General features: G+C 42.1%; 12 protein-coding genes. 4 read left to right on the forward strand and 8 right to left on the reverse strand.

What is annotated here, in order from left to right; all coding sequences use genetic code 11:
• Positions 1-267: 267 nt before the first annotated feature.
• From D0T84_RS11760 to D0T84_RS11780, 5 genes are all read right to left on the reverse strand, one after another.
• Positions 268-2,070 carry an FISUMP domain-containing protein gene (locus D0T84_RS11760; RefSeq protein WP_163308068.1) on the reverse strand — a complete coding sequence of 601 codons (1,803 nt, stop codon included), beginning with the start codon at positions 2,068-2,070 and terminating at the stop codon, positions 268-270.
• Between the two features lie 1,236 nt (positions 2,071-3,306).
• Complete coding sequence (locus tag D0T84_RS11765; protein ID WP_163308069.1) at positions 3,307-4,806, reverse strand: glycoside hydrolase family 125 protein; 1,500 nt, start codon at positions 4,804-4,806, stop codon at positions 3,307-3,309.
• A 2-nt stretch (positions 4,807-4,808) separates the two neighbouring features.
• On the reverse strand, positions 4,809-7,151 hold the full coding sequence (locus tag D0T84_RS11770) for a GH92 family glycosyl hydrolase (RefSeq protein WP_163308070.1): 2,343 nt from the start codon (positions 7,149-7,151) through the stop codon (positions 4,809-4,811).
• Between the two features lie 462 nt (positions 7,152-7,613).
• Positions 7,614-8,546: a tRNA (adenosine(37)-N6)-dimethylallyltransferase MiaA gene (gene miaA / locus D0T84_RS11775; RefSeq protein WP_163308071.1), complete on the reverse strand. Its 933-nt coding sequence runs from the start codon at positions 8,544-8,546 to the stop codon at positions 7,614-7,616.
• A gap of 115 nt (positions 8,547-8,661) precedes the next feature.
• Positions 8,662-9,906, reverse strand: a complete 1,245-nt coding sequence (locus D0T84_RS11780; protein WP_163308072.1) for a leucine-rich repeat protein — start codon at positions 9,904-9,906, stop codon at positions 8,662-8,664.
• A 417-nt stretch (positions 9,907-10,323) separates the two neighbouring features.
• Between D0T84_RS11780 and rsfS the strand changes: the two genes are divergently transcribed.
• The 4 genes from rsfS (at position 10,324) to D0T84_RS11800 (ending at position 16,170) form a co-directional block, all read left to right on the forward strand.
• Positions 10,324-10,680 (forward strand): ribosome silencing factor, encoded by a 357-nt coding sequence (gene rsfS, locus D0T84_RS11785; protein ID WP_163308073.1) that lies wholly within the window; start codon positions 10,324-10,326, stop codon positions 10,678-10,680.
• Between the two features lie 68 nt (positions 10,681-10,748).
• The gene (gene ftsH, locus D0T84_RS11790) at positions 10,749-12,770 is read left to right on the forward strand and encodes an ATP-dependent zinc metalloprotease FtsH (protein ID WP_163308074.1); all 2,022 of its coding nucleotides are present in this window, start codon (positions 10,749-10,751) and stop codon (positions 12,768-12,770) included.
• A gap of 487 nt (positions 12,771-13,257) precedes the next feature.
• Complete coding sequence (locus D0T84_RS11795) at positions 13,258-15,192, forward strand: transglycosylase SLT domain-containing protein (RefSeq protein ID WP_163308075.1); 1,935 nt, start codon at positions 13,258-13,260, stop codon at positions 15,190-15,192.
• Between the two features lie 141 nt (positions 15,193-15,333).
• Positions 15,334-16,170 carry a phosphatidate cytidylyltransferase gene (locus tag D0T84_RS11800; RefSeq protein WP_163308076.1) on the forward strand — a complete coding sequence of 279 codons (837 nt, stop codon included), beginning with the start codon at positions 15,334-15,336 and terminating at the stop codon, positions 16,168-16,170.
• Positions 16,171-16,735: 565 nt separating this feature from the next.
• On the opposite strand, the gene D0T84_RS11805 is transcribed toward D0T84_RS11800, so the two are convergent.
• The 3 genes from D0T84_RS11805 to D0T84_RS11815 all read right to left on the reverse strand — a co-directional run bounded on the left by D0T84_RS11805 (position 16,736) and on the right by D0T84_RS11815 (position 19,939).
• Positions 16,736-18,199, reverse strand: a complete 1,464-nt coding sequence (locus tag D0T84_RS11805; protein WP_163308077.1) for a hypothetical protein — start codon at positions 18,197-18,199, stop codon at positions 16,736-16,738.
• 189 nt (positions 18,200-18,388) lie between these two features.
• Complete coding sequence (locus D0T84_RS11810; protein ID WP_163308078.1) at positions 18,389-18,859, reverse strand: CYTH domain-containing protein; 471 nt, start codon at positions 18,857-18,859, stop codon at positions 18,389-18,391.
• A gap of 3 nt (positions 18,860-18,862) precedes the next feature.
• Positions 18,863-19,939 carry a DUF4831 family protein gene (locus D0T84_RS11815; RefSeq protein ID WP_163308079.1) on the reverse strand — a complete coding sequence of 359 codons (1,077 nt, stop codon included), beginning with the start codon at positions 19,937-19,939 and terminating at the stop codon, positions 18,863-18,865.
• Between the last annotated feature and the right edge of the window lie 131 nt (positions 19,940-20,070).

A 20,070-nucleotide genomic window follows, 5' to 3' on the forward strand; every position in this document is an offset into this window, starting at 1 on the left:
GTCGGGAGTGCCCAAAGGGCGAGGGGTTGAACTATAATAATATTTTTTGTTCTGCACTGCAAAAAAGTGACAATAGTGACACTTTTTTCATTACTTCTTCCTGTTACTTTTTTCCTCCAACTATATCAAAGAACTCTCTATATAAGATAATTTTCTACGAAAAAACAACAGGCTGTACTAAAAAAGTGACAGCCTGTTGTTTTGCCGGATTACAAATCCTGATAGTAAGAACTTCGGGGTTGCAAACCCCGAAGGACGGGAGGATGTTTACTCTGCTATGCAGCGTACGGATAAGCCATCTGCGCGGGAGGCCCAGCTATTCCCTACTCCTCCTAAACCAAAAGTGAGGAAATAAGAATTATATTCGCTAGACGCCGAGCTCGCCCAGTACCTACCAAAGTTATTGTCGTTAAACAAGCCATCGTAGTGGTTGCGCATGCTTGCAGCCGGCAGGTAAAGGACGTTATCAACTGTATATCCAGAGCACTTTCCAGCCGCGTTCAATTGTACGAACCACTGATTCGCCAAACCAATACCATTTTCCAATGTAGTAGAGTTGTAAATGTTATTATTCCCCCCAGCTAGCAGAGCCCCCCACTGTTTCTGGCTGGGAACCGTCCAGCCGATAGGACAAGGATTATTCGCTGGCAATGCCCAAACAGGACGGTAAGCCAGTGAAGGATAGTCTATTGTTATACCATCACCCCAAAGATATTCCTTTAATGTAGTATTACTACGCCAATCACCAAAAGCAAAAGCATTTTTTATAAACATACCATAAGCGTCATGACCGGATACGATTTGCCCATTGACGTCAGTTACACCACCCAGATCGTCAGCATCTACCGGACCTTCATAGAAAGCTGTTTTACTACGTTCCTGATGTCCGTCTTTCTTCCGGCCCCACTGGTAAACATCGCCCCACATATTATTACTACTACAGGGGTCGAGATCGTATTCAGCACCTAGGTTTACATGGGCATAGGCGACCCTTATCAGGTCGGTGTCGGGGTCTCCTATGGTAGTTACTCCATCGATGCCGTCTTTCCATGCATTCACATATATCGGCGACAATTTCCCCAGGGTAGCCAGCACTACCAATACTTCGTATTCATTGCTGGTTACCGTACCGCAGGCATTGCTCGCGGCGCAGGTTATTTTCGGGGTCTTTTTCATATTGCCCAGTGCGTCGGCTGTCAGGCCTGTAGTGCCGGGGCTGTAATAGAAGTCCGGGTTTGTCTCTCCCGGTACGGCTCCGCCGTCTACATACCACTGGTAACCTGTGGCCGGGCTCCCATCTGCCTGCACGGCTGTCAGTTTCATCGTTTGGTAAGTAAACATATAGGGCAGGCAGCTCGACACTGTAGCTGCGGTAATCTTGGTGCAAACAGTGGCTTTGATGTTTACAGTCACTGTCTGTGTAGGGCAGTTGTTAACTGTAATGGTATAGTTGTTGTCGCCCACCTTACCGGGGGTAACGGTTATTTTATCTCCTTTGATGCGGTTTTTACCACCATCGAGGCTTACATTATTTACCGGATTGGTGCCTGTTGTGGTCACAGTAATGGTTACCGGAGTGCCTACCACCACACTTGTTGCCGGGTCGCGGGTAAAGCTCAGAGGGGTTACCGCCGGGTTGCAGGGGTCGTCGTCATCGGGGTCGTTACCTCCGCAACTCTTAGCCAGAAAGCCGTCTCCATCGCAGTCGCAGGGTTCGAGGCAAGGATCGGCCTGCGGGTCATCGCACTGCGACACCCATTTTGTGCCGTTCCAGTATTCCACACAGTCGATGTCGGTGTTGTAGATGGTCAGCCCGCGACCCAGATCGGCCTTTACCCCGGTGAATCCGGTATGTTTTGTAATGGCGTTGCGCTGAATGGTAGTCAGGTGAGGCAGGCGCATACCGCCTTTTCCATTGGGGGAGATTATTTCAAGGATAGAGAAATCCTGAGGTTCGTTACCTGCTCCTACAGTTACTTGGGCATATATGCCCGGAGTAAGTACTAGGAAGGCGAAAACGGCGATAGCCTGTTTCCACCGGTTTTTTGTTCGTGTTTCAGTTGTTTTCATAAAAGCAGTTTATAATTTAAAAAATTTAGAGTTTAATAGACGTTAGTAATGAAAAGAATTTGTTATAAAATATGTTGAATTTTGGTATATGCTGATTGCTTTGCGCAGCTCTTTCCCACCACGGAGTACACAGAGTAATACGGAGTTCTTTGCTGACTGTTAACTGTTAACTGTCGACTGAAAAAAACGGGGAGGTGTTCTTTTACGACTTTCGCAAGCGGTAAAAGACCGATTGAAGACAAATAAGATAACGTTGAAGACAAACAAGACAATACGGATGTTCCCTCCCCGGATGTTAGATTTTTAATTATATTTGTTATTTCTTTTATTACTTTTGTAAAAGTAAAAAGGCAAATACCCATTCCCGGACATATACCGGATGGGCACGATATATGACCTTTGTGTATATAGCGATATACTATATTCCTATAGAAATGTAGTTGTGAATACATTTGTTATTTGCTTCGTTTCTACCGTCTTTATATGCCTTCTTGCAAAAAAACAAGAAGTGTCTCCTGATAGGTTTTCGAGTCTGTCTCTTTATAAGTGACGGACAGCGGAAAATTCGTTTTGCAAACCACTGTATAGCAATGAATTACAAGACTGAAAAATGAAACAAAAAAGCTTTGTGCAACATTTGTCAAACAAAAAAGTAGTGATTTGCCGCCATCTACACCGAATAACAGCCTGTATATCAATAAGATACAAGCGAATTAAAAGAGAAAAATCCGACTTCCCGTTAAGCCATTTGTAAAACATTTGTAAAACACCTGTAAATAAGCACCTTACAAGAAAAAAGTTGCGAGAAAAATGAGTGTTTGCAGATACTAAAAAAATCTTAAAAAACGGGCAATTAGGCGTGATTGGATAATAATTGTGCGGAAATAAGCAATAAATTAAAGGGTGAGATGCCCTATATTTGCAGTCATAAGTTCAATAGGTTGTCTGTCACTTATAAAGAGACGGACTCTTTTTTTGCTTTAACAAGTAGCAAATGTAAGCAAAATCTTATAGGGGACAGCAATTACTTCTTGCAGGCGTAAGTTTAATAACGATTAAAAAATAACTTGGCTAATTTTCCTATTCACTCAGCTCAAGTAGCCCGCCTATCGCTTGGCGGAAATAAAAATTATCTCAATAATAAATCTAAAAAATTTGAACAGACTCTAAATAAAAACAGGATGTATCCATATATGAGATACACCCTGCTTTCAAAAAAAATACATTTAACCGTTTTTATCTTATTTCATTCAATAAGCCAACTTTTCCTTCATTTACCAGTTTGATTATCAGTTCGCCGAACAATGTGTTTTGCCAAGCAAACCATTCGCGGGTAAAATTGGCCGGGTCGTTCTTATTGAAAGACTCGTGCATAAATCCTGTATTGGCGTCTGTTTCCATCAGCATTTTTATACATGCTTGTATCTCCTTATCGTCCTGGCTGGTAAAGGCTTTCATCATGATGCTCATCGGCCACACCATGTCGTAACCGATATGCGGGCCTCCGATACCTTCTCCGGCAGTCCCTCTGAAAAAGTAAGGATTATCTTCGCTCCATACATACCTGCGTGTATTCTGGTAGATAGGGTCGTTTACATTCACATCGCCCAGATATGGCATAGCCAGAAGGCTCGGTACATTGGCATCATCCATCAGGAAGTGGTTGCCGAAGCCATCCACTTCGAATGCGTAGATCTTTCCATATTTCGGGTGGTTGTAGATGGCATGTTCTTTCAATGCTGTTTCTACTTCCTGTGCCAAGTCTGCACACTCTTTTGCCAATGCGGCGTCTTTGTTTACCTCTGTCAGTATCTCGGCTGCTTTTCTTAAAGAAGACACAGCAAAGAAGTTGGACGGTACAAGGAACTGGAGGGTGGTGGCGTCATCGGAAGGACGGAATGCCGAAGCGATCAGCCCTACGGGTTTTACCGGAGCGCCCAGTCCTCCATTGTTGAGTGTGTCCAGTGCCCTGTCTGTTATGCGAAGGAATGAATATGGCCCTACACCGTCTTTGCGTTGCTGTTCCTTAAATGTCTGCAACACAAGTGCTATAGCCTGTAGCCATTCCTGGTCGAATACGCTTGCGTCCCCTGTCGTTTTCCAGTAGTGGTAAGCCAGGCGGATAGGGTAGCAGAGCGAATCTATTTCCCATTTGCGCTCATGCAGTTCAGGTTTCATCGCCGTTTCGTCCGACATCCATTGGTGGTCGGGGTTCGGGTCGTGCGGGTCAAGAAACGCGTTTGCATACGGGTCTATGATAATGCATTTGAACTGGCGGCGGATAACTCCTGCCAGCATTGCTTTCAGTTCAGGGTCGCTATTTGCGAGCTGTACATAGGGCCATACCTGTGCGCCCGAATCGCGTAGCCACATAGCATGGATATCGCCTGTATACACTACCGTATCATCCTTTCCATCGGTTTTTCGGTAGCGTACTGTGGTGTCCAGTGTGTTCGGGAAGCAATTTTCGAACATCCATGACAGCTTTGGGTTAACGAGCATTTTCTTAATGCGTACAATCTCATTTTCTACGGCTTTGGATTTAAATAACCGTTTGTCAACAGCAGGGCGATTGGTTTTGTATGGGTCATCTTTTTTAATAGCTGTATTATCCTGAACAAAAACAATAGCTTCCTCCCTGGCAAGCCCGGCAGCTTTTATCTCAGAAGTAGTAATCGTAAAAGCCAGCACACCTAATCCTAGTATTCCTTTTTTTAAATAGTTCTTAGTTTGCATAATTATTTTTTCTTATTTATGTTTTTCAATTCTTTTGAGAATGAGTACGGAGCGTCATCGTCACTTGTTCCCCTGTTCTTGTTTGGTGCGGCAGCCATCTGATAACTGATATTAGCGCCTTTCAGCAGGGTTTCGTGAGTCAGGTAATTCTTCGGATATGGCTGTCCGTTTACCGACATGCTTTGTACATAACGGTTTGCCTTCTTGTTATTATCCGCTTTGATGGTTACCTTATTTCCGTTTTCCAGATTCAGTGTTACCGATTTAAATAATGGAGAACCCAAAATATATTCGTCTGTCCCCGGGCATACAGGATAGAAACCAAGTGCGGAGAATACGTACCATGCCGAAGTCTGTCCGTTGTCTTCATCCCCGCAATATCCGTCAGGATTAGGAGTATACAGCTTATCCATCACCTCGCGTACCCAGTATTGGGCTTTCCACGGCTCAGCCGAATAGTTATACATATATATCATGTGCTGTATAGGCTGGTTACCATGTGCGTAGTTACCCATATTCATTATCTGCATTTCGCGTATTTCGTGGATAACATCTCCATAGTAGCTGTCGTCGAATAATGGCGGTACGCTAAATACCGAGTCCATCATCTGGTTAAAACCCGCCTTTCCACCCATCAGGTCGATTAATCCCTGCGGGTCGTGGAATACCGACCATGTATAGTGCCAGCTGTTTCCTTCGGTGAAGGCATCTCCCCATTTCAAAGGGTTGAACGGAGACTGGAATTTCCCGTCTTCGTTTTTACCGCGCATCAGTTTATGCTCAGGGTCATACAGATTCTTATAATTCATGGCACGTTTGGCATAGATGTCTATTTCTTTTGCAGGCTTGCCCAGTTTTTTCCCGAACTGGTAGATACACCAGTCGTCATAAGCGTACTCCAGTGTGCGCGCGGCACTCTCGTTTATTTTCACGTTATAAGGCACATAGCCCAGTTTGTTATAATATTCCCAACCCAGACGGCCTGTAGAACTTACCTTTGGATGTACGGCGTTTGCCCCGTGAACAACAGCTTCCCACAATGTTTCGGCATCGTATCCGCGAAGCCCTTTCAGGTAAGCGTCGGCCACGATGGATGCAGAGTTGTTGCCGACCATGGAGCCACGGTGTCCCGGGCTTGCCCACTCAGGCAAGAATCCACTTTCCTTGTATGTATTAACTAATCCCTCCTGCATTTTGACGTTCATCTCAGGATACATCAGGTTGAGGAATGGGAACAGGCAACGGAATGTGTCCCAGAATCCGGTATCTGTAAACATATAGCCGGGCAGTACTTCTCCGTTGTAAGGACTGTAGTGTACAACTTCGTTTTTAGCGTTTATTTCGTAGAAAGATCGTGGAAACAGTACCGAACGGTACAGGCATGAGTAGAATGTTCTCAGGTTATCTATATTATTGTCTTCCACTTCGATGCGCCCCAATGTTTTATTCCATTCCTGACGCCCCTGCTCTGTGACCTGATCGAATGATAATCCGTTAAGTTCCTTTAGGTTCAGTTCAGCCTGTTCTGGGCTGATGAATGAGGAAGCGATACGGGCATGTACTACTTCACCTTTTTGGGTGGAGAAGCCAATTACACCTCCGGCGTGATTGTCGGTAATTTCTGTTTTATCGTTGAAATAAGTAGCAACATCTGTTTTCTTGCCATCCTTTTCTACTACATCTACTTTTACCGTGCTGGTAAATGTAAACGGTTTATCGAATACGATAACAAAATAATTTTTGAAGTTTTCGGGAACGCCGCCACTGTTGCGGGTTGTATACCCTACTATTTTATTCTCGGAAGGAATAATCTTTACATACGAGCCCTTATCGAAAGCATCGACAGCCACATACGATTTGTCATTTTCAGGGAATGTGAAGCGGAACATTACTGCCCGTGAAGTAGGCGCCATCTCCGTTACTACATCATGGTCGGCCAGATATACTCTGTAATAGTAAGGCTTTGCAATTTCGGCTTTGTGCGAAAACCAGCTTGCCCGTTTGTCCTGTTCGAAGTTCAGTTCGCCTGTTATGGGCATAATGGAGAATTGGCCGTAATCGTTAATCCATGGGCTTGGTTGGTGTGTTTGTTTAAATCCGCGAATTTTGTCTGCGTCGTAAGTGTATGCCCATCCGTCACCCATTTTTCCGGTCTGCGGCATCCAGAAATTCATACCCCACGGCATGGCTATGGCCGGGTATGTGTTTCCTGTAGACAGGGAGTATTTAGATTGAGTGCCTACCAGTGGGCTGACATAATCTACCGGGGTATATTCTTCGGAATGGATACTCCCCAAAATACAAATTAATCCCAGGAGGAGAGCTCCTAATTTTTTCTTTCTCATCGTTGGTGGGGTTTTTAAAGTTTCTTATATAATTCAAAATTATCGGGCTATGGATATTTATTCAATATTGGGCTTTAATTGAATGAGTTTATATAAGAGCCTGTTTTAAATAATTATGTTTTAAAAAATGGTTGCATTTAAGAGTCTGTTTAAATTTTATAGCAAATCTTTTTTATAGCTGTTTTTAGATGGATTTTATCATTTTTGCTAGCCGGTTTAGCGGGCTAAACCAAGAGTAAAAAGGGTAAAATACGGCAAAAAGAGCATAAAAAAATTGCTAAGAACTATTGACCTGAACCTGTATAAAAATTTTCGCTAAAATTGAAACAGGCTCTAAGTAATTCAAGGTAAAAATGGTTTAACAAATAATGTTTTAAAAATTAATCATATTTATACGGGCATAAATTTTTCTTAAAATTACATTATGGAAATGATTGATCCCCGGCTTTAAAATAAAATTAACTAAAAAGACCGATGATTGATATTAATTAACAATTTTACTTCTTCTACTTTTTTATCGGCCGGCATTTCAGCGTTTATCCAATGGATGGGTATCCCTCTTTTCTCCATTCCCCTGAACCATGTCATTTGCCGTTTGGCAAATTGGTGTATAGCTATTTCCAACTGGGAATACATTTCCTGATAACTAAGTTGTTTCAGCAGATAAAGCGTGACATACTTATATTCCAGTCCGTAATATATCAGGTCGTCAGGAGCGATTCCCCTGTCCAGTATCTCCTGTATTTCTTCTATCATCCCTTCTTGCAGACGGGCTTTCAGCCTTTCCGAAATTTTCTTCCGGCGCAGTTCCCTGTCGATGTCTACTCCTATGACAAGGCTGTTGAGGGGAGGAAACTCGTTTTGTTCCAGTGGATGGGCTTGCTTGTATTCCTCTATTTCTATCGCCCTGATTGCCCGTTGGGCGGTATCCACGTCTGTCTTATTGTGCAGTGTTTTATATGATTCCAGTATTTTGGTAAGTTCCGGTAGGGTATGGTTGGCGTATCTCTCCCTTAACTCCTTATTCTCCGGAACATTTACAAGGGAGTACCCTTTCAATACCGCTTCGATATAAAGGCCTGACCCCCCGCATATTATTGGAAGTTTATCCCTGCTCTTAATATCCGTATATGCCTCGTGAAAATCATGCTGGTATTCGAATATATTGTATTTATCTCCTGCCTCGCGGATATCTATCAGGTGGTAGGGTATATTTTCCCCATTCACAGTATAGTCCGACAGGTCTTTTCCTGTGCCAATATCCATTGAGCGGTATACCTGGCGTGAATCCCCGCTTATGATCTCCGCACCGAGCGAATATGCCAGATGGCAGGCGAAGGTGGTTTTGCCTGACGCGGTAGGGCCGACAATGGTAATCGAATCATATTTTTTCATTGGTACAAAGTTAGGATGAAATTTATATTTTCGTCTATTGAATAATGTGTGATTTTAATAGATGTCCCAAAAAGGTATAATGCTCCATCCGCGCGAGTAGCGATGATACTACTTCTTACTCTTCTACAATATTCTTAAAATCAGACCATCCTGCCGTATTTTGATATTTTTCTTTCGAGCCTTTGGGCACATATACTGTACAACTATTCTTTATTTGAAAATCAACTATATTGGGAATAGTGAACGGTTTCGGGTTCTTTATGTGTATTTCCTTGAGACTGGTACAATGCGAAAATGCCGCAGTATCAATACTTTTCAGGCTGTTTGGCAATGTTACGTATTCGAGAGAAGTACACCAGCTAAAGGCAAAAGAGCCGAGCAATAACGTTCCTTCGGGAATATCTATGGACTGCAACAGAGGACAAGACGAGAATACACCTGTATTTAATGCCAAAAGGTTTTTGGGCAACAAAATTGATCTAAATTTACCGTCGGTTAAAGCATAAGGAGGCAACTCGTTTACCCCACTCCGAAATTGTATATCCGTGAGATCTAACTCTTCAAGCACAAGCATTTTTTTTAATACCGAAAAATCATATGTAGACATCCATCCGTTTATCTTCAGCTTTTTAGTGATATTGTATAACCCTTCCTGAAACAATATTCCGTCCAGATTATCGGCCCCGTTGGTTTCTATATAAGCCTCTATTTTACCCCATTTTCTGACATGTATATCTATGGATTTTCCTTGTGTTGTAATAGTAAATTTTCCGCTATTGCTTTCATCCCCCTTTCCGCGGACAGTAATCTTTCCATTTCCAAAGCCTTGTTCCTGATTCAGAGATAACCAGTCGGGTATATCCACCGCCTCCCAATAGGCATCCGCTTCTATCGAAAGTATAGGTCGAGTACCATTAGTGGTTATATCTATTTCTTGAGGCGAAACGGACAACTCCGTGGAATATTTAAATTTTTGCTTTGTTTTTACATATATCGGCTCAAGTCCCTGACCATCTGCATTCCACCTTACCACCAGATCTGTCTCGCGTTCTTTTCCTTCTTCATTGGGTAATACTTCAATGGTAACGCTCCTGCTTCCTACGCCATAAAATATCTTATTGGGCGAATAGTATCCATTGGGGTCGGAAAATTTAAATTTGCACCAGTCGACGGTAGATTCAACATCCCACATGATATAATTTTTGTGGGTTTTCACCTCAAAGGATTGCACACCCCCTTCGGCCTCGAATTCCAAAGTGGATACTTCTACCATAACTTTATCCACAGGGAATTCTTCTTTTTCGGAGCACGAAATAAAAACGGCGGACAGCAAGAAAATGCAGTATTGTAGCTTTTTCATGGCATTCATGATTCAGAGTTTGTATCTTATATAGACAATTCTTTTTTTTAAAGGTTTAAATTACGAGTTAGAATTTAGTCTCTTGCCCGACATAGCAAAAGAATTTGCTAAGCGGTACACAGTTCGAAAGCTTTCGTGACACGTGATTTCTTTCTGTGAATAAAGGATAATTATTATACCTTACGGATATATTAATTTATATAAATCAGAGGTAAATTACAAAACTTGGTTATCTTTACCCCAATTAATTATTTGTTCTTCTATAAGATAAGTGTGATTAGTTCAAAAAATCGCTTTATATTTGTAGCTTGAATCAAAAAGAGACCCTATAAATTAACGAACGTTTTTAAGTAACAGAGGGGCATGGCTCAGTTTTTTATGTTATGCCGGGTTGCAAAAGACGACTAATGAAATTGAATGAAAGAAGGAAAAAGCTTAGTAAACAATATTGTGGCTGCATGCCAGGAAAAGAAAGCTAGAAACATTGTCATTGTAGATATGACGGAACTACCCGGAACCATTTGCCAATACTTTGTCATTTGCGAAGGAAATACGCCTACACAAGTATCTGCGATATCAGACGAAATTGTCGATTACCTCAAAAAGAAAAAAGAACGGCCTATTACGATTGACGGCTTACGTGAGAGCCGTTGGGTAGGTATAGATTATGGTACGGTTATTGTTCATGTATTCTTACCCGAATTGCGCGAGTTTTACAATATCGAGCATTTATGGGCAGATGCCAAGCTGGAATCTATTCCGGATATTTATTAACAACAAATAGTTATTGATGCTTGTTATAGTCAAGGAAAAACTAAGACACGCATTTGTAAAAAAACAATATGGATAGTTATAATAAGGGAGATAATAAGCCCAAAAACCCAAATACGAAAGGGCCTAAAATACCATTCAATCTTTATTGGGTATACCTGATTGTATTTGCTGCTATTATTGGCATGTATTTCTTCTCGGACAATACAGTGACAAAAGAGGTAGCATGGTCTGATTTTCAGGGCTATGTAAAAGGCAACAGTGTCAGCAAGATTATAGTAGACAGGAAAAACAGTACCCTGAAGGCCTTTGTAAGAGCCGATTCGGTGAAAAGCGTTTTTAAGGGCGATGCCGAACGGGCGGGAACAAACCCTGCTATTGTGGTAAGGATTCCTTCCGCCGATAAGTTTGCTGATTTTTACGATAAAGTACGCGCCGAATATAAATATGACATAGATGTAAGTTACGAAGACAGTACCAACCCATTGGAAATACTGGTCGGCTTCCTGCCTGTTATCCTTATTTTCGGTCTCTTCATATACATGATGCGCCGTATGTCCGGCGGTGGTTCCGGCGGTGGCGGAGGCGTTTTCAGTGTAGGGAAGTCGAAAGCCCAACTCTATGATAAAGGCTCGGATCTGCGGGTCACATTCAAGGATGTGGCAGGGTTGTCGGAAGCCAAAGAAGAAATAGAAGAAATAGTAGAATTCCTGAAAAATCCATCCCGCTATACCGAAATTGGTGGTAAAATACCGAAAGGCGCATTGCTGGTAGGCCCTCCGGGAACAGGTAAGACCCTCTTGGCAAAAGCCGTTGCAGGAGAAGCCAATGTTCCGTTTTTCTCTTTGTCGGGTTCCGACTTTGTGGAAATGTTTGTCGGGGTAGGGGCATCCCGTGTAAGGGACTTGTTTAAGCAAGCGAAGGAAAAATCGCCTTGTATTATCTTTATCGACGAGATTGACGCCATCGGACGTGCCCGTGGACGTAACCTGAATATGGGCTCTAATGATGAGCGTGAAAATACATTGAACCAGTTGTTGACCGAAATGGACGGTTTTGGTACAAACAGCGGTATTATCATTCTTGCCGCTACCAACCGTGCTGATATTCTGGACAAAGCCTTGCTTCGTGCCGGACGTTTCGACCGTCAGATTACTGTCGATTTGCCGGATTTGAACGACAGGAAAGAGATATTTAAAGTACACCTTCGCCCTGTAAAAATAGATGACTCCGTTGATGTGGAGTTCCTTGCCCGCCAGACTCCGGGATTCTCGGGGGCTGATATAGCCAATGTGTGTAACGAGGCTGCATTGATAGCCGCCCGTAAGGGGAAAAAAGTGGTTCAGAAAGAGGATTTCACGAATGCCGTTGACCGTATAATCGGCGGCTTGGAGAAAAAGAATAAAGTAACTACTCTCGACGAACGCAAAACGATTGCCATACACGAGGCAGGACATGCCACATTGAGTTGGTTCCTGCAATACGCTAATCCACTGGTGAAAGTAACCATCGTTCCCCGGGGCAAAGCACTTGGCGCCGCGTGGTATCTACCCGAAGAAAGGCAGATTACCACCAAAGAGCAAATGCTCGACGAAATGTGCGCGTTGCTTGGAGGACGTGCCGCCGAAGAAGTCTTTATCGGGAATATTTCATCCGGAGCGGCAAACGACCTGGAGAGGGTAACCAAACAGGCTTACGCCATGATATCGTATCTGGGTATGAGCGAAAAGATGCCAAATCTGAGCTACTATGATTCGTCCGGAGAAGGATATGGATTTACAAAACCATATAGTGAAGAAACAGCTTTGCTGATTGACCAGGAAGTTCAGGCTATGATTAATGAGCAGTATGAGCGGGCTAAAAAATTATTGAGCCAGCATGCTGACGGACATGGAAAACTAGCGAACCTGCTCATCACAGAAGAAGTTATCTTTGCCGATGACCTGAAAAAGGTATTTGGCGAACGTCAGTGGGTATCCCGTTCCGAAGAACTTATAAAGGAGACGGAAGAACTGCCTAAGGATGTAGAAATAGAGATAAAAACAGGAGAAGATGCTCCCGGAATAGTAGCGGAAGAAGATCAGTCGGAATAACTTACTATTCTGATTTTTATGCCAATCAGGATTTGAGAAAAGGCTTGAAAAGCCAAATCTTCATAACCGCGGGTCATCGACCTGCGGAAAAAGGATGAGCAATACCAGCTGTCTGAAAGACAGGACGTACTGTGTGTCCTGCCACTTCGGGCAGGGGGAGTGTAATTGCCCCTTGCTCCGTAAGCTACGCTGCGCTTGCATACGGTTATGAAGATTCTGCCTTTCAGGCAGGAGTTGAGCTGCCTTCAATCCCTGATTCGCATTTTCTATAAATATTGACAGGTATATTAAATATAAAATATATCTTTGCATGCAACGGACAATATTTAAAGATGTGTTTATTGCTGTAAATTTCTGATATTGTTGTGTTTACAAGATAACAAATAGGTCTGCCACCTTAGGGGAATGGATGTGGTAATATCCGCATCCTGTCTTTATTCTGGTTAGTTAACCAAGGGCGGGCTATTATATAAAATTGCAAAACACTATGTCTGCAAAACTTACAGGGCTTATTATAGGTTGCACGCTAGCTGTAATGAGTCAAACAGGGATCAAAGGAATGAATAGCAATGTAGCGCCCGGAACTACATGGCCTATCGATCAGTGGAACTACAAGGAATATCTGCAAGAACAGGAGTTGGATACCCAATCTGTTAAAGAACTCCCCTCCAAAAACGATAAAGTTTTAACTTTTTCCGATTCATTATATGTTGATCGCTTAAATGCTTTGTCGGTAGAGGTGGACCTGACGTATAACCCGGCTGTACGCGATCATATAGAGAGATATACGAAAAATGGCAGAAAGCAGGTAAGCAATCTGCTCGGTAAAGGCGAATACTATTTCCCTTTGTTCGAAGAAGTTCTGGATAAGGAAGGATTGCCTTCAGAATTGAAATACCTGCCTGTTATCGAATCAGCCTTAAACCCTGTAGCTCGTTCCAGAGCCGGGGCAACGGGGCTTTGGCAATTTATGCGTGGTACAGGGAAGTCATACGGGCTGGAAATAAACAATCTGGTAGACGAGCGTAGAGATCCGGTTAAATCAACCTATGCCGCCGTAAGATACCTGAAAGACCTCTATCGTACCTATCAGGACTGGTATCTGGTTATTGCCGCATACAATTGTGGCCCCGGAAATGTGAACAAGGCTATTTCCCGTAGTGGCGGAAAAACCGATTACTGGGATATATATGATTACCTTCCGAAAGAAACAAGGCGTTATGTCCCTGCATTTATAGCTGCAACATATGTGATGAATTATCATAACGAACATGACATTAATTCGGCAGGCACAGATTATACTTTTCCGATGGAATCGGTAAAAATAAGCAAAAATATGCGCTTTCAGCATATTGCCAAGATTACGGATATGCCATTGGAAGATATACGTAGGTACAATCCCCAATTTAAAAAAGATATCATACCCGGAGGAGGTAAGGAATATAACTTAAATCTTCCTGTTGACAAAATACTGGCGCTTGCCGGTAATGATGGCGTTTCATATTCGGGAGAGACTCTTGCCTGTTACCGGATGACGGACAACGGGGTGGCGTCAGCATTCATGAAAAGTATGAGCCCACGGGTGGAAGCACGAAAAGTCACAGTATTATATAATATTATCAAGGGCGATAATATATCTAAAGTGGCTAAGAAGAATAAAGTGACTGTAGCGGATTTGAAAAAGTGGAATAACCTGAAAAATAATAGGCTGAGAGCCGGAACGGCACTTAAAATACACAAAACGGAATATATAGAGGTTGCGCCGAAACTAAGGGAGCCGGAACTTTTAACTGTTTCTGTCGATACAGGCTCTAAAGTCAATGCATTGGAAAATTATCTGGATAGAATAGAGCAGGAAATTAATTCTCAAAGATTATTAAACGGATTGAAGGCTTCGGATGACATGAGGCTGTATTCCATTACCAATAACATCGATTTCAGGATAAGCATGCATACTTCTTCTAAGAAGAAAAATGTACTTGACCGTGCAGTTACTTTTGCAAATACAACTTATGCCTCAATTAAAGAAAAGGTTGATTCCCGAACCGATAAATCGGCTACGGATAATGAGCAGCAGGTTGAATTCTTCGCCCAAAATAATAAATCCGAGAATATCCCTGTGGCAGAAAAAGGTACGGAAACCAACAAGAATGCTGGTGACTATTCTTTGCTGATTGATAAAGATGATGACAGTGTAGATATTTATAGTAATATATTACTCAATGATGATGCCAGAAAGGTATACCATACAGTGAAAATAGGAGAGACGATCACAAAAATAGCATCCTATTACAATGTATCCAAGAAGGATATTATCTTATGGAATAACCTTACTACAGGTATGGCAAAGATAAACCAGCGCTTACTCATCTATTTGCCTAAAAATGATAAACTGGCTGAACTATCCTTTGTGGAGAGATAACTCTCGCGTACATTTATATTCCCTCTGGGAATGCATCATTTAGCAGAACAGGAACCGTATATTTTTCATTTGCCCTGTTATTACTTATAACTTAAAGGTATTTTTACTACTTTTGCTTCAGAATAATAAAACCCTATTACCTTGAAGTTACCTAATATTGCTGTTCGTATTATTGCCGGAGCTGTATTTGTCAGCTTATTACTTGGGGGCATCCTTATCAATGAATATACTTACTACGTTATATTCTCGCTTATAACGGTATTTTCACTTTTCGAATTTTATGGGTTAATAGAGAAAGCCGCGAAGGTTCCGGTTGTACGCACATGGAATATAGTTGGCGGATTCTTCCTTTTTACCGGAAGTTTTTATTATTTTACAGATGGATCCTCCATATTGGCTTTTGTTCCGTATATCATTTACATATTGGTATTATTCATCAGTGAGCTGTATCTTAAACGTCCAAACCCTATCCAGTCGCTGGCTTATTCCATTTTAGGGCAAATCTATATCGCCGTGCCGTATTCACTTACTAACTATCTTGTTTTCAGATATGAGCCCGGTAGCTATCACTATGTATATATTTTAGCCTTGCTGATATTTATATGGGTCAACGATTCCTTTGCATATCTTACCGGGATGGCTTTCGGCAAGCATCGTTTGTTTGAACGCATATCCCCTAAAAAATCATGGGAAGGCTTTATCGGTGGAATGGTCGTTTCTATAGGATCATCATTGATTTTTGCACACTTCTTTACCAACCTGTCAGTTGCTGCATGGCTGGGATTTGCCACTGTAACCGTTGTATCCGGCACATGGGGCGACCTGTTCGAATCTCTTATTAAACGTACTTTGGGTGTAAAGGATTCAGGGAATATGATTCCGGGACATGGCGGTATCCTCGACCGCTTCGATAGCACTATACTGGCAATTCCTGCCGTATTCCTGTATTTAATACTGATAAGCCACTTTAGTATTTAAAGACCCCCGAAATCTTATCGAAATAAAGATTTAAACCGTCTCTTATCCTTCCAAAATCTGTAACTTGAAATAGATTATTTCAATTTTTGTACTAACTTTACTATAACTTAATGGGATTGTAAATTAAATACAACGATATGACAAAGAAAGTTCTGGCTGTAACTTTAGTAGCTGCTGTAGCCAGTGTTACAGTATATGCTTATATTCGGAAGAAGAAAAAGGAAAGGCGGAGGAATTTACCCGTAAGCTTCATTTGAAAATTGGCGGAAGATAAGCCAATATTGGTAAGGCTGGCAGCTATTGTCACGCAGCTATAATCGAAACGGATTGTAACAGTGTACAATATTGCTCAAAAACAGAAATAGTCTGTTATCTCTGGACAGATAAGAAGGCAGGAGAGCCGTATATCCTTTTGCCGAAGGGAAATATATAAACCATCCCTTATTAGAGACAGGCAGCAGGTCGCGGGTGAAAATATTCAGGGCAGGCCCGAATCAGGATTTGCCTGTTCAGGTAATAGAGCAACTATTCGATGAAGCATTGAGGTTGTGTAAAAAGAAATAAGTCAGTTCAGTTCGCTCACATCATTTATCCCGTTACGGTCAAACAATATCCGGTATTTCTTATAATATTCGTCCTCGTCAGACTGGCACTGGATGATGAAATAAAGAGAGTAAACCTTATTTCCTTCGATGGTTTCGTACCCGTTCTCTGCATTTGGCAAGTGAAGGGGGATATATGGATTATCCATTTTCTGTGTAAAATTTATCAGATGAAACCGTGTAATGTCATTAATGCCGGATAAGCGGTATTCCTTGTATTTTTCAATCTCTTCTTTCGACAGGTTAACCCATTTCCTGTACAAGATTATTTTTTCGTCATATACCTGATTCTCTGCTTCTACAAGAGGGCTTCTCGCCCTGATATTGCGCACTTCTTCAGGAAGCTTGTTTTCTTCGATAAAATCGAAAGCTTCCTTTATCCAGCCTATCTCCTGTTTACGGATACTTAATTTCAGTTTTGAGTCAAAATACTTCTTGCCCAGCTTCGATGAAAAGTAATATCGCATCATATCCTTTATCCTGTCTTTGAACATATAACTGAATACGAGTATCACAAAGAGGTCGGTAGTGAAATTCCCGAACCGCAATGTAGCGAAAAAAGATATAAGCGTGGCGAATATCATGGCAATACCTGCTGCCACACTATAGTAAAACTGTTCGGCAAACAGTCCGTCTTTCTTTCGTATGATTTGCAGGAAAAGGTCGCTTTCAACGAATTTTTTCAAAATATTCCGTTGTGTGATTACGAGGCTGTTGTGTTTCTCGTTCCCTTTTTCGAGCAGCATGAATCCGCGTTTCTTTTTGTGCTCCCTTTCGTCCTCTATCAGTTTATACAGTTCTGTTCTAATCTCATTAAGAGCTGGATTTCCATCCAATAGTTTCATTATCTGAAAAGCGTATTGCTCTATGATATTCCCCAAAAAGTCATCGCCAAACAGGAAAAAATCCTGCTGCTGTTTCGTAATGTCAGGCTTGGTCAGTTCATCCCATTTCTCCCTGTACCGGAGGGCTATTTCCCTCACATTGCTTATATAAGCCTGTATGTGTGAAACAACCTTTTCATCGGAGGTTGTCCTGTTAATGATTTGTACATGGCGCCTCAATGCGCTTTTTACGATGCAAACCAGCATTTTTATCTGGTACACGTAACTTTCCGTAAGGCTTTCATCAGTTGGATCCAAAACCAGCGCGTCCATCGCCTTTTGCAAGCGTGGCAGAGGCCCCCGTCCGGTTTTGAGTATCTCCTCCAGAGAATAGACAGGAGTAATCAGGCGCAGATTATTCTTTACATCCCTGTAAAAGTCGGATTTCTTATATGTGGAACGGTTAATATCAAGGCTGTTCGGGAGGAACATCCATGTATTAATCTGGAACTCATTGATGTCTTTTGGGTTTTTATTCGTAATAAATCCGATTTTAAACTCCAAGGCAAAATTATCGTGAACTTTTACTTCTGTATCTATCATAAGTAGTAAGTTTTCCTGAAAAATTCAGATTAAGCAACGAATACAACATTTGATGCCCCGCGTTGGGGTGTATTGCATAATGTCCGAAAAGATAAGCCCTGCGAAACGGGCGTATGCAATTGGCTACGGCCGAACGCTGTTTCGTCCCCTATGGTGAACATGTCGTAATAAGTATCGTCTGTTATTCGCTTATTGCCACTTAGTGTAAGGCAGCTTTACCAGCGAAGAATTGTAATAGCGCCTGTCTCCTGTTACCTCTTTTCCCAGCCAGTTGGGTTTTTCAAACTGCTCGTCTTCTGAGGAAAGCTCTATTTCGGCAATTATCAATCCTTCGTTTTCACCGTGAAATTCATCCACCTCAAAGGTGTGCCTGCCACTTCGTATATAGTAGCGAACTTTGTCTATCATTCCCGGTTCACACAATTTCAGTAATTCGCGGGCATCTGTTATGGATATTTCTTTCTCCCACTCGAAACGGGTAACACCCGATTCGTTACTCTTTCCCTTTATAGTGATATAAGCCTTATCCCCTTTGATCCGCACCCTTACGGTGCGCCCTGTTACGGAGGACAGGTAGCCTTGTACTACTTCTTCGTAAGCGGAGGCATATTGTTTAAAGTCTCCATTAACCAGAAACTTACGCTCTATTTCCAGTGCCATGTATTATTGTATTATCTGTTTTATTGCTCCTAAATCGGGGTAGAAAATGACTTTTACAGGCAGCTTGTTGTTATCAAACATCTTTGGAACCAAAACATCCTGCACGCCGTACTGCGCTATATCGCATTCTTTATTAACATAGTCCTTGCTGTTGAATGTTATTTTCAGGCCGGCTTTGTTGGGGATGTTGTAAATGATTCCCGCGGAGAATTTCTTCTCCATATCCTTTTCTTCTTTAGGTGTCAATATCGGTTTTTCTATTGGATTTCTGTTCTTCAGGGAAAAGTATACAGGCGCGCCGGAGAGGTCATTTGCGTCTACTACACCCAGTTTAGATGAGAACCGGAAGATTATCCGGCTTTCTATATCCTTTTCATCGGGTATTATCGTGAATTGCCTTGTTCCAGTCTCGGTCGTTTCTGTTCCTGCAAACATGGCTGTGAGAGCTTTTTCCTGTTCATCGAGTTGTGACATTACCAGCTTGTAGGCATTGCCGTCAGGAGGCATATTGTCGGCATCGCCTGTCAGGATATTTGTGCGGCTTTCCCTCAGGCGGTATATCTGTTTGGCGATTAATTCGGCTTGTTTGGCTGTAGAGCCTGCACGCAGGATTTCTTCGGAAAGGAAACTGCGTGGGTTCAACGTTGCCTCCGGCGCTTTTATCGGTGTCTGTCCTGTTATTTCTTTCGGGAACGTGTAATCATCGTTTATTGCGCATATAAGCCCGTCTTTTGTCAGTGTAACGAAAGGGGCTGTTGTGTTCGACCGGAATTCCACCAGATATGATTTATCTTTATCTACTATTCCCTTCGTTGTAGCGTCCACATTGTCGAGTGTATAGCTTACGCTGTTTTCGGTTATGGGATTTGATATACTCAGGTAACGTTCGGCGTATTGGTAGAATTCACCGGCTTTCCGGGTTGTTTTTGTATAATTTACTGTAACTTCAACAGTCGTTTTAGGCAGTGAATAGGCTACGCCATAATTATTCCCTTTTATCGCACTCATTTTCACCGTGTTTTGTGCCGGGAGTATGCCTATGCCGATAGCAAAAAAGAATATTAAACTCAGATGTCTCATAAGTCCTTTATTTTTAAAAGATGGTCACAGACCTGTTTGTTCCTGTAAATAAAGTAATAATAAGGTGTAGGCCGAAATCTTTTATTCAGTCCTGTCGTTTATTATTATCACAAAGCTAATTATTTTTTGTG

The sequence above is a fragment of the Dysgonomonas sp. 521 genome, from assembly GCF_010501055.1.
Lineage (GTDB): Bacteria > Bacteroidota > Bacteroidia > Bacteroidales > Dysgonomonadaceae > Dysgonomonas.

Coding starts and splice junctions, on each gene's coding strand:
- D0T84_RS11760 (WP_163308068.1), bottom strand. CDS start 2,070: ATGAAAACAACTGAAACACGAACAAAAAACCGGTGGAAACAGGCTATC.
- D0T84_RS11765 (WP_163308069.1), bottom strand. CDS start 4,806: ATGCAAACTAAGAACTATTTAAAAAAAGGAATACTAGGATTAGGTGTG.
- D0T84_RS11770 (WP_163308070.1), bottom strand. CDS start 7,151: ATGAGAAAGAAAAAATTAGGAGCTCTCCTCCTGGGATTAATTTGTATT.
- miaA (WP_163308071.1), bottom strand. CDS start 8,546: ATGAAAAAATATGATTCGATTACCATTGTCGGCCCTACCGCGTCAGGC.
- D0T84_RS11780 (WP_163308072.1), bottom strand. CDS start 9,906: ATGAAAAAGCTACAATACTGCATTTTCTTGCTGTCCGCCGTTTTTATT.
- rsfS (WP_163308073.1), top strand. CDS start 10,324: ATGAAAGAAGGAAAAAGCTTAGTAAACAATATTGTGGCTGCATGCCAG.
- ftsH (WP_163308074.1), top strand. CDS start 10,749: ATGGATAGTTATAATAAGGGAGATAATAAGCCCAAAAACCCAAATACG.
- D0T84_RS11795 (WP_163308075.1), top strand. CDS start 13,258: ATGTCTGCAAAACTTACAGGGCTTATTATAGGTTGCACGCTAGCTGTA.
- D0T84_RS11805 (WP_163308077.1), bottom strand. CDS start 18,199: ATGATAGATACAGAAGTAAAAGTTCACGATAATTTTGCCTTGGAGTTT.
- D0T84_RS11810 (WP_163308078.1), bottom strand. CDS start 18,859: ATGGCACTGGAAATAGAGCGTAAGTTTCTGGTTAATGGAGACTTTAAA.
- D0T84_RS11815 (WP_163308079.1), bottom strand. CDS start 19,939: ATGAGACATCTGAGTTTAATATTCTTTTTTGCTATCGGCATAGGCATA.